This window comes from Achromobacter sp. 77 (assembly GCF_020541125.1).
Classification (GTDB): domain Bacteria; phylum Pseudomonadota; class Gammaproteobacteria; order Burkholderiales; family Burkholderiaceae_B; genus Achromobacter; species Achromobacter mucicolens.
On record NZ_CP059848.1, the window covers coordinates 3,646,757 to 3,659,476 of the forward strand.

Genomic DNA, 12,720 nt, shown 5'->3' on the forward strand with positions numbered 1-12,720 from the left:
CAGGCGGGTGTTAGCCCGGCTGATCCGCATGAAACGCCTGGAACGCGGCGATGCAGGCGCCGGGCTGCTCGAACGTCGTCCAATGGCCGCAGCCTTGCACGACGGTGCAGCGGCTGCCGGGGATTCGCGCGGCCATGGCCTCTACGCGCGCGGGCGGCGCGACGCCGTCCTCGTCGCCCGTCACCAGCAGCACCGGCACGCCCAGCCGTTCCAGATCCGCGGCGCGCGCGTCGGCCAGCGCTTCGCAGCTTTGGGCATACCCTTCCGGCGGCTGCCGCATCACGCTCTCCCTGACCAGCGCCAGCACCGCGGGCTGTTCCGCCTTGGTCCGGCTGCTGGTGGCGCCCTTGACGATGGCGTCGGCAATTTCCTGCAGGGCCGGTGCGCCCTGGCGCGCCAGCGCCGCCCGCGCCCGGATGCCCGGCCGGCCCGCTTCGGGGGGCTCGGCAAGCGGGCCGAACAGCGCCAGCGAGCGGACCTGTGCGGGGGCTTTAAGCGCAAGATGCTGCGCGACGATGGTCCCCAGCGAATGCGCCGCCACATGCAAGGGGCCGCAATCCAGCTCCTCAAGCATGCGCGCCAGCGCGTCTACGTAGCCCGCGATCGACAGGGTGTCGTCCGGCAGTGGCGATCGGGCGCTGCCCGGCAGATCCGGACGGATGACACGAAAGCCCGTCAGCGCGCCCATCAGCGGCGTCCAGGTATTGGAAGAGCCGCCCAGGCCGTGGATGCACAGCAGCGCGGGGCCGTCGCCGTCGATTTCCACCGACAGGCCCTTGATGTTTTGTGTCGTCATGCCGGCGCTCCCACGAATTCGTTCTCGATGCTTCCCAACCCCTCGACCTCCACCCGCACCACGTCGCCCGCAGCCAGGTACCGGGGCGGCGTCATGCCCATGCCGACCCCTGCCGGCGTCCCGGTGGCGATCACGTCCCCCGGATAAAGCGTGATGCCGCGCGAGATCGTCTCGATCAACGCCGGGATGTCGAAGATCATGTTCTCGGTGGGCCCGTCCTGCCGCAACTCCCCATTCACCCAGCAACGCACACGCGTCCTCGTTCCATCGAACGCATCGGCCGTGACGATCCACGGCCCCATCGGACAGAACGTATCGAACGACTTGCCCATGTCCCATTGCTGATGCCGCATCTGCACGTCCCGGGCGGTGACGTCGTTGATGACGGTGTAGCCAAAGACATGATCCAGGGCCTCGCCGCGCGCGATGTTCTTGCCCGTCTTGCCGATGACCACGCCCAGCTCGGCCTCGTAATCGATCTGCGCCGACACGCCAACCGGCAGCAGGACTTGCGCCCGCGGTCCCACCACGCATTCCGGCACTTTGGTGAAGACGATGGGCCAGGCCGCCGGGTTGGCGTCGTTGTCCTTGAAGACGGACGCCGACAACTCCTTGGCATGCGCGTGATAGTTGCGCCCGACGCACCACAGGTTGCGCCGGGGCCGGGGCAGCGGCGCCCGCAAGACGACGTCCGACAGGCGCAGCGGCGCCAGCGTGGCGGGCAGCGGTCGGCCAGTCGCGAGGTGATCAATCACGGCCTGCGCGCCGAGCTGCCTGCCCGCGTCGTCCAGCGCCAGAGGCGCGACCGTCACGCCGTCCTCCGACACCAGCCCGACGCCGGGCTCTCCATTCATCAAGAAACTTGCAATGCGCACCGCGGTCTCCTTCGTGCTTCTGAAAGTCGGCGAGCGGCTGGATGCGTCGCCATCAGTCACGACTGTAGGAGCGCGGCTGGCACTGCGCTTATCGATCGGTGCGGGAACTTATCGCAGAGTCAGATCGCGTGCTAGGTGTATACACCTAGAGCCCGGCAATGCCTGAAATCGCGCCCATAAAATTCCCGCAAATGGCCTCGGTGGACAGGGGCACCGGCGAGAGTCAGCGCGCTCATCGCCCGATCAGAAATTGGGAGACAACGCATGCAGGAAACTTACGCCTTGCACGAGGGCGCATTCGGCCGCGCGGTCGTGCTGGAGCTGCGCGGGGACCTCATCGCGCATGCGCACGCAGAAATGCAACTGGCCCTTTGGCTGGGTGGCGCCCGGGCCGAAGCGCACGTCGGCTCGAAACTGGTGCGCTACAGCGAACAGCTTGCGCTGGGCACGAACACCTATGAATCCCATGATGCCCGCCTGCTCGACCGGTCGGGCCCGGCCGTATTCCTTGTCCTGTACATTGCCAAGCCCTGGCTGGACGAGCGCCGCGCCGCCACCGGCAGGCCATTCCATTTCACCGCGCCAGGCGTGCCCCTCGATCCGGCGGTGCGCCAGACCTGTTGGAGCCTGCTCGACAAGATCGTCGCGCCGCAGGACCACCCGCGCGCCGACATCGACGCCGAAGTCGAGGCGCTGCTGCATGCTGCAATCGAATCATCTTCCCAGGCGGGCCGCCCGTCCGGCCCCGCGCCCCGACCGCAGACGCTGGACCGGCGGCTTCGCACCGCGATCCTGTACATGCGCGACAACGTGCATGAACCGGTTGCCGTGGAAGACATCGCCAGCAAGGTGGGACTATCGCGCGGCCATTTCTTCGCGTTATTCCGGGACCAGCTCAACACCACGCCGCAGGTCTTCTGGAGCGCGGTGCGTGTGGAAGAAGCCGTGCGCAGACTTGTCCAGCAGGAACAGCCGCTGACCTCGGTGGCGATGGACCTGGGCTTTTCCACGCCGGGCAACTTTTCGCGCTTCTTTCGCGATCACATGGGGGTTTCGCCGTCGCGCTTTCGGCGAGCGGCGACGGGTTCCGCGCCGCATCTATTGACTGGAATTCCCTGAAGGAGAAAGTCGCGCAGGTGATGGCGCTACGACTGGCCGCACTCCCAGCGCGGCACCACGTCGAATGGCTTGTCCGCCAGGGGCGCCAACAACGTCAATGCCGCGGCCGCGCTCGCTGCATCGATCCACGCCGTCGACCCGTCCGTCGGCACCGGCGGCGCCCCGGCCATCAGCCGGTCCAATTCCGCCTGCATGGCCTGAGGCAGATATGCCTTCAGGATTCCGATGTTCGCCCTGACGCAGGCCACGGCCTCGGCCGGCGTGAACCCCTCTTCGACCAGATGGCCGATGTCCGACGGGCGGCGAGCGTGTTGCCCTTCAAATCCGCGCGCCATGCCGCGATGTCGCCATAGCTGGTGTGTCCGGCGTCGATCAGTTGACGCAGCATCGCAGGCAGCGCAATGCCGCAGTCTTCGGCCAGTTCGGCAAGAGCCGCCATTCGTTGATTCCTTTCGTTAAAACTCGAGCACATCCAGAAAGCCCTCGGCCTCGTCCGCGTCCCCAAGGACGGCGGTCAGCGCCTGCAAGGCACGCGCCCGGTGCTCGGGCTTGATCTCCCAGTCATCGTTGCGCAGGTCTTCGTCGGCCTCCAGGCAGACAAGACCCACCGCGGCAGCGGCGGCGGCGAACGTCGGCAGGTCGGGGGCCACCATCCCCGCATCCCAGACGCCCGCGCCGTGCCGGGCATGGAGGATCTGGCCGGTACCGGTATCCAGGATGAAGGGGTCCGCGTTCTGGTCGGCGATCATCAGCCAGTTGTCCCGCCAATCGTCGACCCGTTTTCCGCTCACGGCATCCCAGCGATAGCCGGCCTGCCGGTCCCACAGCTTACGCAAGGGTGCAAAGCTGATATTGGTTTCGGACAGCGTGATGCCGACCGGCCCCACGTTCTGGTGACGGGTGGCGCCCCACGGACCCACCTGTTCGTAAAAGTCGGCCACCCCCTGCGGCAGCGCAAGGCTGCCTTGCCACTGTTCGCGCGGCTGCGGGCGCAGTTCGCCAAACCGGGCGAACTGCGCCCGGATGTGTTCGAAGGAATTCATGTGAGTGCGTGTCCTGGCAAGCGCCGGCGGCTTGGAGATGAATCGTGCGGCGCCAAGACCGCATTTTGCTACATTTGAACGCCCTGCCTTATTGCGTCCACGGACAGACCATGCGCCCACCGTTTGCTGTTTCCGCACGCCCCGCCCCCACCCCGGGCCTTCTTCGTTGGCGGATCCTGACGCCACTGGCCGTCCTGGCCGCGCTTTTTGCCGGCTCGGCCGCCCACGCGCAGCAATGGTTCGAGGTGCCGCCGCGGCCAGATCACCCGAACGTGTCCATTCGGATCGGTGGCCTGCCGGAAACGCGGCAGGCCTCGGGGACCGCCAAGGGGAAGATGGAAATGCGCTACACCGCCGCCCAGACGATCCCGGGCGGGGACAAGCAACGCGCAAGCTATGACCGGGCGGTCACGGACGTGCTGTTCGATTGCCGGCGGGCGCAGGTCGGTTTCCTGCCGTCCACCACCTACTACCTGCGCGACAGCCTGGTGGCCGCCATCAAGGACGAGACCTTGGACGAAAGCCAGGTGCAGTTCGTGCGCTTTGCGCCAGGCAGCCCGCAAATGAAGGCATTGCAGGCCGCCTGCGGCAAGTAGCGGACTACGCCAGCATCAGCGCCCCGCGCGCTTGCCCCGGCGCCGGCGCCGGATCCTGGCCGCGCCGCGCGCTGTCCTCGGCCAGCCGGAACACGCCCACCGCCCGCACCAGCTCGCGCGCCTGATCCTGCATCGACCCCGCGGCGGCCGCGGCTTCCTCGACCAGCGCCGCATTCTGTTGCGTGACTTCGTCCATCTGCGCCACGGCCCGGTTCACCTGATCGATACCGCTGGCCTGTTCGTGGGAGGCCGCGGCGATCTCGCCCATGATGTCCGTGACGTGCTGCACCGCCGTGACCATCTCCTGCATGGTTGCGCCCGCGCTTTCGGCCTGCCGGGCGCCCGAGCCGACCTTGCCGACGGAATCCTCGATCAAGGCCTTGACCTCGCGCGCCGCCTGCGCGCTGCGCTGGGCCAGCGAGCGCACCTCGCCCGCCACGACGGCAAAACCCTTGCCCTGCTCGCCCGCGCGGGCCGCTTCGACCGCCGCGTTCAGCGCCAGGATGTTCGTCTGGAAAGCGATGCCGTCGATCACGGACACAATATCGGAAATCTTGTGCGAACTGGCCGAGATGTCCTGCATGGTGCCCACCACCGCGGACACCGCCGCGCCGCCGCGCAGCGCAATCTCCGATGCGCTGGCCGCAAGCTGGTTGGCCTGGCGCGCGTTGTCGGCGTTCTGCTTCACGGTGGAGGCCAGCTCTTCCATGGACGCCGCGGTTTCCTCCAGCGATGCGGCCTGCTCTTCGGTGCGGCTGGACAGGTCCGTATTGCCAGCGGCGATCTGGCCCGACGCGCTGGAGATGGTCTCCGATCCTTGGCGGATCGCGCGGACCGCGCCCGCAAGCCTGTCCTGCATGTCTTGCAGGGCTTGAAGCAGCCGTCCGGTCTCGTCCCGGGACGCGGCTTCGATACGCTGGCCCAGGTCGCCGCTTGCCACCGTCTCGGCAGCCTTGACCGCCCGGGCGAGCGGACGCGTGATCGAGCGGCTGACCCGCCAGGCCAGCAGGGCCCCCACCGCCAGCGCCAGCGCCGACAGGCCCGCGTTCAGGCGCTCGGCCTCGTCGATGACCGCCTGGCTTGCGGTTCCCGCTTCGTCCATCTCGGCCGCCTGCTGCCGCGAAAGCGCAATGATGTGATCCTGCAGGCTGTCCAGGATGGGCAGCGTCTCCTGCAAGAGCCGCTGGCGGGCGCCCTCGCGGTCGCCGCTTTTGAGCACGGCGCCAACCGACTGGAATGACTTTACGTAACGGCCGCGCGCTTCTTCCAGCGTGCGCAGCCGCGCGGCGGCGTCCGCGGTCTTCATCAACGGCCGCATCGTGGCCAGGGCCTCATCGATGCGCTTGCGGTTGGCCTCGATCTGCTCGAACAGCCGCTGCGTTGCGGCCGGATCCGCGTTGACGATCAGTTCCAGATTGGCGCGCGCGTTGGCGCGCGTTGTCACGTCGACCACCGATATCGCGTTGGCCTTCGCCCAGGTCTCCTGAGTGATCATGCGGTTGATGCCGCCTATGCGCGTCAACTCGTAGTGCGACAGGCCAGCCAGGGCCAGCAGCAGGGCCAGCACAGCGCCAAAGCCCAGGCTCAGCCGGGCGCCAATGGAGAGATTGCCGAAATGGATGCGAAGCGTCTTCATGAGGGTCTCTTGCAGGGGTGTCGATCTTCAGCCATTGCCATGCAATCAGGTGCAGCGTTAACACACGGAAATTTCATGGAACATCGAACAGGGGGAAAACCCCAGTCTAGGTTTGATGTCACATTTCGCAAATATTTATCCGTTTAATAATTTGCGATTGAACAAAGACAACGCACTTATGCTGCGCAGCAGCAACGTTATTGACATCAACTTGACGTACTACAGTATTCAGGCGCTTTATACGGCGCATGCAGGCTTTGGGGAGCTTCCGATGAAACCCTTGGAAAACAGCGTGACCGTCTCGCTGGCGACGACGGCCAATGACGCGCTGGTGCAGGCCTTCGCGCGCCTGTTGCCTCAGTTGTCCGCAAACGCGGCGCCGCTATCAAAGGCGGATCTGGACGAAATCATCCACGCGCCGGGCAATCACGTATTCATCGCCAGGATGGCTCCCGATCAGCGCATCGTGGGCACCCTCACCCTTGTGCACTTTCGCGTACCCACCGGCATCCGCGCGTGGATCGAGGACGTGGTGGTGGACGAAGAGGCGCGCGGCTTGAAGGTCGGCATGGCGCTGACGCGTGCGGCCATCGCAAAGAGCCGCGAGTTAAAGGCCCGCACCTTGGACCTGACGTCCAGCCCAGGGCGCATGTCCGCGCACCATCTGTACGAGTCGGCCGGCTTTGCGATGCGCGACACGCGCGTCTACCGGTATCAGGGCTGAACGCCCCGGCGCTATTGATAGCGCTCGCGGTATCCGACGGGCGACATGCCGCAGTACTTGTTGAAGATGTCGCGAAAAGCCTTGGTGTCGTTGTAGCCGACTTCGTACATCACCTCGGCGACGCTCTTGCGCGACGTTTCCAGACGCTGCTTGGCGGCTTCGACCCTCACACGCTGCACGTATTCGACGATGCTGTTGCCCGTGGCCTGGCGGAACCGCCGCTCCAGCGTACGGCGGCCAAGCGCGTGGCGGCCCGCCAATTCCTCGACGGTGATCTTTTCGCGGTAGCGGCCTTCGATGTATTCCTGCACCGCCCGCACGATGTCGTCCGCGTGCGACTTCTGTCCCATGAAGACGGAAAACGGCAGCTGGCTTTGCCGGCTCCAGTCCAGCTGGAAATACTTGGCGCACCAGATGGCGGTGTCGCGATCCGTGTATTTCTCGATCAGGTGCAGCACGAGGTGCGCGGCCGAAAATGCGCCCCCGCTCGTGTACACCCCGTTTTCCGCCATGACGACGCGATCGCTGGTCCACTGCACCGTGGGAAAGAGGCTGGCGTAAAGGTTTTGCGCCACCCAATGCACGACCGCCTGCTGTCCGTCCAGGACGCCGCCCGCGGCCAGCAGCGCCGCGCCCATGCACAGGCTGGCTACCTCGCCGCCCTCGCGGTGGTGGCGCGACAGCCATTCGATCAGTTCGCGGTTGGACAGCACCGCGTCCGACACCGATCCCAGCAGCGGCGGCGCGATGCAGATATCGATATCGGTGGCGTCGGCCAGCACCATGTCGGCCTGTACCTTGATGCGTCCATCGTCCAGGCTGACCTCGCGCGTGAGGGCCAGCGTGCGCACATGAAAACGCGGCGCGCGGCCATGCGCGCGCAGATATTCGTTGGCCACCATGAACCCGTGGCGCGCGGTTTCCAGGGACGCAATATTGGCCCCCTTGGGCAGCAGGAACGCGACGTTTTTCATGTTGCCAAGCATACGCCTGCACGCTGACGCAATCCACCCGCAAGATTGTCGCAATCGCCTATCTGAAACCCGCGCGGATCCCGATACAGTGGCTCCTGCCGACCCAGAAATCCGGACGGCGGCCGGGATGGATTGCGGACGCCCGGCCAAACCAGAACAACACGGACGTGAGGAGTGATCGATGGACAAGTACATAGATGGTTTCCTGCTGTGCGTACCCAAGGCCAACCTGGAGACCTACAAGAAAATGGCCACGCACGCCGAAGGCATCTGGCGCGAGCACGGCGCGCTGGATTACCGCGAAGGCGTGGCCGACGATATCGACGGGGAAGGGTTCGCGTCCTTCAGCGCGGCCGCTGGCGCGCGCGAGGGCGAGGTCGTCGTCTTCGCCTGGATCCTGTATCCCAGCAAGGAAGCGCGCAACAGCATCAACGCCAAGGTGATGTCCGACCCGCGCCTGGCGGACATGTGCTGCGAGGGCGTATTCGACGTCAAGCGCATGTGCTGGGGCGGTTTCGCCACATTGGTCGGCAACTAGTCAACGCGGCCGCGCACTTTTGCGCCGCCGTTCAACCTCCCTGGAGACCCACCATGGCCACCCAAGCAGCCAAGCCCATTCCCGACGGCATGCACACGCTGACGCCGCACATCATCTGCGAAGGCGCGTCCGACGCCCTCGCCTTCTACAAGAAGGCCTTCAATGCCGAGGAACTGATGCGCCTTCCCGGCCCCAACGGCAAGATCATGCATGCAGCCATCCGCATCGGCGATTCGGTGCTCATGCTGATGGATGATTTTCCGGAATGGGGCAGCCTGGGACCGAAGGCGCTCAAGGGCACCCCTGCCGTGCTGCACCTGTACGTGACCGACGCGGATGCCGCGATCGAGCAGGCGGTCGCAGCAGGCGCGCAGGTCACGATGCCCGCCGCCGATATGTTCTGGGGCGACCGCTACGGCCAGGTGGTCGACCCGTTCGGCCACCGCTGGTCCATCGCCACGCACATCCAGGACCTCACGCCCGACGAAATCCTGCAGAACATGGCGAAGATGGGCCCGATGGACGGTTGCGGCGATCCACCGAAGCAGTAATTGCAAGGCAGACGCGGCTCGCGACGGGCCGCGTCCCACGCCATCAGTGGGCCAGTTGCGGATACGGCCCCAGGAAGTCCAGCTTGCCGATCGGCACGCCTGCCTGGCGCAGGATGCCGTACGCGGTGGTCACGTGGAAATAGAAGTTGGGCAGCGCGAAGCTCAGCAGATATTCATCGCCCTGGAACTCGGGCTTGAAGTCGCCAAAGCTCAACGTGATCCGGCGCGCTTCGGCGCCGTCAATCTGCTCGGGCTTCACACTTTGCAGATACGCGATCGTGTCCGCCACGCGCTGCTGCAATTGCTCAAGGGTGCTTTCGGTGTCGGCGAATTTTGGGGCTTCGCCTTGCGACAATCGCTGCGCCGCGAACTTCGAGGCATCGCTGGCGCGCTGCACCTGACCCGACAGCGGATACATATCGGGCGCGAGCCGCGCGTTCACGAGATCGGCAGGGTCGATGCCGGCGGCCTGCGCATGCGCGGCGGCCTTTTCGAGCAGCGCGGCCAGCACGTTCAGGCCGCGAATGAAGACAGGCACGGACGCCTGGTACATGGACAAGGGCATGGCGGAGATTTCCGTAAGGGTGTGAGTGTGCATCCGCGATGTTACGCCGCGCCCGCCCCGCAAGCCGCCGGTAGCCGCGACATCACCGTTCCTTGCGCCTGAACAATCCCGCCAGTCCGCAATTGCCCAGCGATCCCGCGCGCTCACTGCGCCCCGGCAATCGCCCCCGTGCGCCGCTGCCCCTGAAAGAACCGCCACACCAGCGCCGAGGCATCCGGGCCACTGCGCGCGTGATAACGGATGGACGGATCGCCCCCGCTCCAGGCATGTTCCAGCCGCGTGATTTCACACAGGCGCAACACGGTCTTGCGGCCCCGCAGCACGTCCACCCGGCGGTAGGCCTTTTCGGTGCCCAGGCCCAGCACGCGTTCGACCGGCAGCGCGTGCGGATCGGCGGCATTCAGCGTGCGGAATTGTTCGAAGAGCTGCTTGGCGTTGCGGGGCGCCACGGCGGGATCGAGCTGGCCATGCAGAATCAGCGCCGGCATCCCCAGTTCGAAGACGGCGGGATCCGAGACCGACTCCAGCAGCGGGGCAAGCGGCTTGATGCTGCCGCGCCGCATGGTGCCCAGGCCGTGGCCCGCGTTGTGCGCGTCGCCCACGACCGGTCCCGAATGCATGGCCACGGCGGCGATCAGGCGCGGATGCCGCAACGCAACCAGCGCCGCCATGCCCGCGCCCGCCGACAGGCCCGCCACATAGATGCGTTCGGGATCGACGCCGTGGCGCGCCACTTCGGATCGGATCAGCGCCGCGATCAGGTCGGCCTCGGCGCCGCCATGGTCGTCGTCGGGCTGAAACCAGCGCCAGCAGCGCTGCACCTGACGCGCCAGCGATTGCTGCGGATACAACACCATGAAGCCGCCGGCATCGGCCCACTGGTTCATGCGCGACCCGCGCGCGAAAGCCACTGAGGTCTGCCGGCAGCCGTGCAGCATCACGACCAGCGGCATTCCCGCGGGCGGGGCGGTGGCCGGGGTGTAGCGCGAAAAGGCCAGCCTGCGACCCGTCTTGTCAGAGAATTGGCGCAAGGCTTCCCAGCGCCCGGCGCCCAGCGGCGCCGTCTCGCCCGCTGCCGCCCTGCCCGCGCCCGCGGCGCCAGCGGGCCGCGCCGTTTTCGCTGCGCGTCCGGTCGTGACGCCGGCAGCCTTCTTGCGGGCCGGGGCCGCGCGCTTGCGGGCGGGTTTTGGGGCCGCCAGGCGCATCGCCGCGCGTTGGAGCCGGGTGATCTTCTTTGCCGCTTTGAAAAACAGACTGCTGAAACTGCGCGCCATTGAGTGGGCCTGTTCGGAAGTTCCTGTTTGCCGCGCCATCCGGAGGAGCCGAGGGCGTCAGCGCCAGACGGCGGTCGCCGCGGCTATGCCGCTTCGCAAGACAGATGCCTGGCGCGTGATGAGAACTTTCCAACCGTGACGCCGAGTGCCGGATTCATGGGTGCTTCCCCTAAGAGTGTCGATCATGGCCGCGCCACGCGCGGCCGACGTGCAAGCCCAAAGTGAAGAACGCGCGCCGCCTCTGCCGGGCAGTTCGTTCGCGTCAAATTCGCGCGTTAAATGTATCACAGGGTAACTAACCGCCTTGCCTGCGCGGCTTGTCCTGTTCGCCCCACTCGCCGGGATCGCCTCCCTGGGTCTCAACCTTGCACCAGATCAAATCTTTCCGGTATCGGCCGGCCGAACTGAACCCTTGCGCTTGAGCGCCCGAACCAAAAGGCCTAAGGTGGGCAACTTGTCACAAACAGGTCCCCCATGTTTCCCAACGACCGACCCCAGACCCTGGGCGAAGAAATCGCCAACAGCATCAGCCACGGACTTGGCGCCGCGGGCGCGCTGGCTGGCGCACCGCTCCTGATCGCCGCCGCAGTGCGCCAGGGCGATGCGGCCTTCATTGCCGGCGCCGCCGTATTCGCGGCGTCGATGTGCCTGCTGTATCTCGCGTCCACCATCTATCACGCGCTGCCGCGGTGCCGCGCCAAGCAGATCTTCAACGTACTGGACCATTCGGCCATCTACCTGCTGATCGCCGGCACCTACACGCCGTTCGCGCTGGGCGCGCTGCGCGGACCGTGGGGCTGGACCCTCTTTGGACTCGTCTGGGGCCTGGCGCTGCTGGGCGTGGGCCTGAAGGCGAGCAAGCGGCTCAACCGGCCCGCGCTGTCCACCGGCCTGTACCTGGCAATGGGCTGGATCGTCGTCATCGCGGTCAAACCGCTGCTTGAGCTGGTGCCGTCGGGGGGGCTGTGGTGGCTCGTGGCGGGCGGCCTGGCGTACACCGGCGGCGTGGTGTTTTTCGTCTTCGACAACCGCTGGCGCTACAGCCATTTCATCTGGCATCTGTTCGTGCTGGCCGGCACCGTCTGCCACTTCTTTGCCGTGTTCTGGTACGCCGCCTAACGCCGCATCGGCGCCCGGCCAGCCGCAGGCGCCTGCCGCAAATACGCCGTCGGCGGATGGCCCAGCACGCGACGGAACATCGTTGAAAACGCCGCAGGGCTTTGATACCCGAAATCCAGCGCAATCGCCGTGACGGGGTCCCCCTCGGCCAGGCGCGCCAGCGCCAGCACCACACAAGCGCGCTGCCGCCAGGCCAGATACGACATGCCCGTATGCTGCCGGAAAACCCGGCTGAACGTGCGCAGGCTTACGTGCAGCCGGTCGGCCCATGCCTGCGGCGGCATCCGCGCATCCGGCGCGGCAATGAAGGCGCGGCATAGCGGCGCCAGGCGCCTGTCGCGCGGCAACGGAATATGCAGGGGCAGAACCGCCGCGCGCTCGATCTCGTGCAGCAGCAAGGCAGCCAGTGCCCCATCCCGGCCGCGCGGATCATAGGCGGCGGGCATGTCCACCGCCTCCAGCAACAACTCGCGCATCAGCGCGGACACTTCAATCACCTCGCAGACCGTGCGGTCCGCGCGCGCCGCGCCCGGCTCGATGTACGCGCTTCGCGTGCTGACGCCCAGCATGCGGACCTGATGCGTCACACCCGCCGGAATCCAGACGGCGCGTTGCGGCGGCACCACCCAATTGCCGTCGCGCGTCACGACGTGCATGACGCCCGTCGCCCCGTACAGCAACTGCGCGCGCCGATGCGCATGCGCCGGCAGCAGACCGCCGGGCGGATAGTCGTTGCCGATGGCCACCACCGGGCGGTCCAGGTTGTCGTAGCGGTCGATATGGGTATTGCGCATGGGGCTCCGCCGGGATCGAGGCGCCAGCTTGGATGCGACGCGTCCACGGCGCAAGGCGTTGGCCGAAACGAAGACATCATTGTCCCACCCTCGAAAGCGGGCCAACCGCCGGCGTC

15 protein-coding genes are annotated in these 12,720 nt (G+C 66.6%); 6 read left to right on the top strand and 9 right to left on the bottom strand.

The features are described 5' to 3' along the window. Positions 1-10 precede the first annotated feature (10 nt). Both H4P35_RS16810 and H4P35_RS16815 read right to left on the bottom strand, forming a co-directional pair. Positions 11-796, bottom strand: coding sequence for an alpha/beta fold hydrolase (locus tag H4P35_RS16810; protein ID WP_226846296.1), 786 nt, complete (start codon positions 794-796; stop codon positions 11-13). After that, a complete protein-coding gene (locus tag H4P35_RS16815; protein ID WP_226846297.1) occupies positions 793-1,671 on the bottom strand; it encodes a fumarylacetoacetate hydrolase family protein in 879 nt (292 codons plus the stop codon). Before H4P35_RS16815 ends, H4P35_RS16810 begins: the two co-directional genes overlap by 4 nt. A gap of 264 nt (positions 1,672-1,935) precedes the next feature. On the opposite strand from H4P35_RS16815, the gene H4P35_RS16820 reads away from it, so the two are divergent. Continuing rightward, positions 1,936-2,790 carry a helix-turn-helix domain-containing protein gene (locus tag H4P35_RS16820; protein ID WP_180098362.1) on the top strand — a complete coding sequence of 285 codons (855 nt, stop codon included), beginning with the start codon at positions 1,936-1,938 and terminating at the stop codon, positions 2,788-2,790. 26 nt (positions 2,791-2,816) lie between these two features. Here H4P35_RS16820 and H4P35_RS16825 read toward each other — a convergent pair whose 3' ends face one another. Next, positions 2,817-3,125, bottom strand: a complete 309-nt coding sequence (locus H4P35_RS16825; protein ID WP_226846298.1) for a hypothetical protein — start codon at positions 3,123-3,125, stop codon at positions 2,817-2,819. Positions 3,126-3,245: 120 nt separating this feature from the next. Further along, a complete protein-coding gene (locus H4P35_RS16830) occupies positions 3,246-3,833 on the bottom strand; it encodes a hypothetical protein (protein WP_226846299.1) in 588 nt (195 codons plus the stop codon). A 110-nt stretch (positions 3,834-3,943) separates the two neighbouring features. Here H4P35_RS16830 and H4P35_RS16835 point away from each other — a divergent pair, with 110 nt between their 5' ends. Next, positions 3,944-4,429 carry a hypothetical protein gene (locus H4P35_RS16835; protein ID WP_226846300.1) on the top strand — a complete coding sequence of 162 codons (486 nt, stop codon included), beginning with the start codon at positions 3,944-3,946 and terminating at the stop codon, positions 4,427-4,429. A 4-nt stretch (positions 4,430-4,433) separates the two neighbouring features. Here H4P35_RS16835 and H4P35_RS16840 read toward each other — a convergent pair whose 3' ends face one another. Continuing rightward, positions 4,434-6,065 carry a methyl-accepting chemotaxis protein gene (locus H4P35_RS16840; protein ID WP_226846301.1) on the bottom strand — a complete coding sequence of 544 codons (1,632 nt, stop codon included), beginning with the start codon at positions 6,063-6,065 and terminating at the stop codon, positions 4,434-4,436. Positions 6,066-6,336: 271 nt separating this feature from the next. On the opposite strand from H4P35_RS16840, the gene H4P35_RS16845 reads away from it, so the two are divergent. After that, a complete protein-coding gene (locus H4P35_RS16845) occupies positions 6,337-6,789 on the top strand; it encodes a GNAT family N-acetyltransferase (RefSeq protein WP_180098357.1) in 453 nt (150 codons plus the stop codon). 11 nt (positions 6,790-6,800) lie between these two features. On the opposite strand, the gene H4P35_RS16850 is transcribed toward H4P35_RS16845, so the two are convergent. Then, entirely contained in the window at positions 6,801-7,775 is a 975-nt protein-coding gene (locus H4P35_RS16850) for a GlxA family transcriptional regulator (protein ID WP_180098356.1), read from the bottom strand. A gap of 169 nt (positions 7,776-7,944) precedes the next feature. Between H4P35_RS16850 and H4P35_RS16855 the strand changes: the two genes are divergently transcribed. Continuing rightward, positions 7,945-8,301 (top strand): DUF1428 domain-containing protein, encoded by a 357-nt coding sequence (locus tag H4P35_RS16855; protein WP_056323968.1) that lies wholly within the window; start codon positions 7,945-7,947, stop codon positions 8,299-8,301. 53 nt (positions 8,302-8,354) lie between these two features. Continuing rightward, entirely contained in the window at positions 8,355-8,852 is a 498-nt protein-coding gene (locus H4P35_RS16860; protein ID WP_175234106.1) for a VOC family protein, read from the top strand. Between the two features lie 43 nt (positions 8,853-8,895). On the opposite strand, the gene H4P35_RS16865 is transcribed toward H4P35_RS16860, so the two are convergent. Further along, positions 8,896-9,417: a DUF1993 family protein gene (locus H4P35_RS16865; RefSeq protein ID WP_226846302.1), complete on the bottom strand. Its 522-nt coding sequence runs from the start codon at positions 9,415-9,417 to the stop codon at positions 8,896-8,898. Between the two features lie 143 nt (positions 9,418-9,560). Further along, positions 9,561-10,691, bottom strand: coding sequence for a PHB depolymerase family esterase (locus tag H4P35_RS16870; protein ID WP_226846303.1), 1,131 nt, complete (start codon positions 10,689-10,691; stop codon positions 9,561-9,563). A gap of 474 nt (positions 10,692-11,165) precedes the next feature. Here H4P35_RS16870 and H4P35_RS16875 point away from each other — a divergent pair, with 474 nt between their 5' ends. Beyond that, positions 11,166-11,810 carry a hemolysin III family protein gene (locus tag H4P35_RS16875; protein WP_108697030.1) on the top strand — a complete coding sequence of 215 codons (645 nt, stop codon included), beginning with the start codon at positions 11,166-11,168 and terminating at the stop codon, positions 11,808-11,810. Here the strand turns inward: H4P35_RS16875 and H4P35_RS16880 are convergent. Continuing rightward, the gene (locus tag H4P35_RS16880; protein ID WP_180098353.1) at positions 11,807-12,604 is read right to left on the bottom strand and encodes a helix-turn-helix domain-containing protein; all 798 of its coding nucleotides are present in this window, start codon (positions 12,602-12,604) and stop codon (positions 11,807-11,809) included. The genes H4P35_RS16875 and H4P35_RS16880 overlap by 4 nt on opposite strands. Positions 12,605-12,720 lie beyond the last annotated feature (116 nt).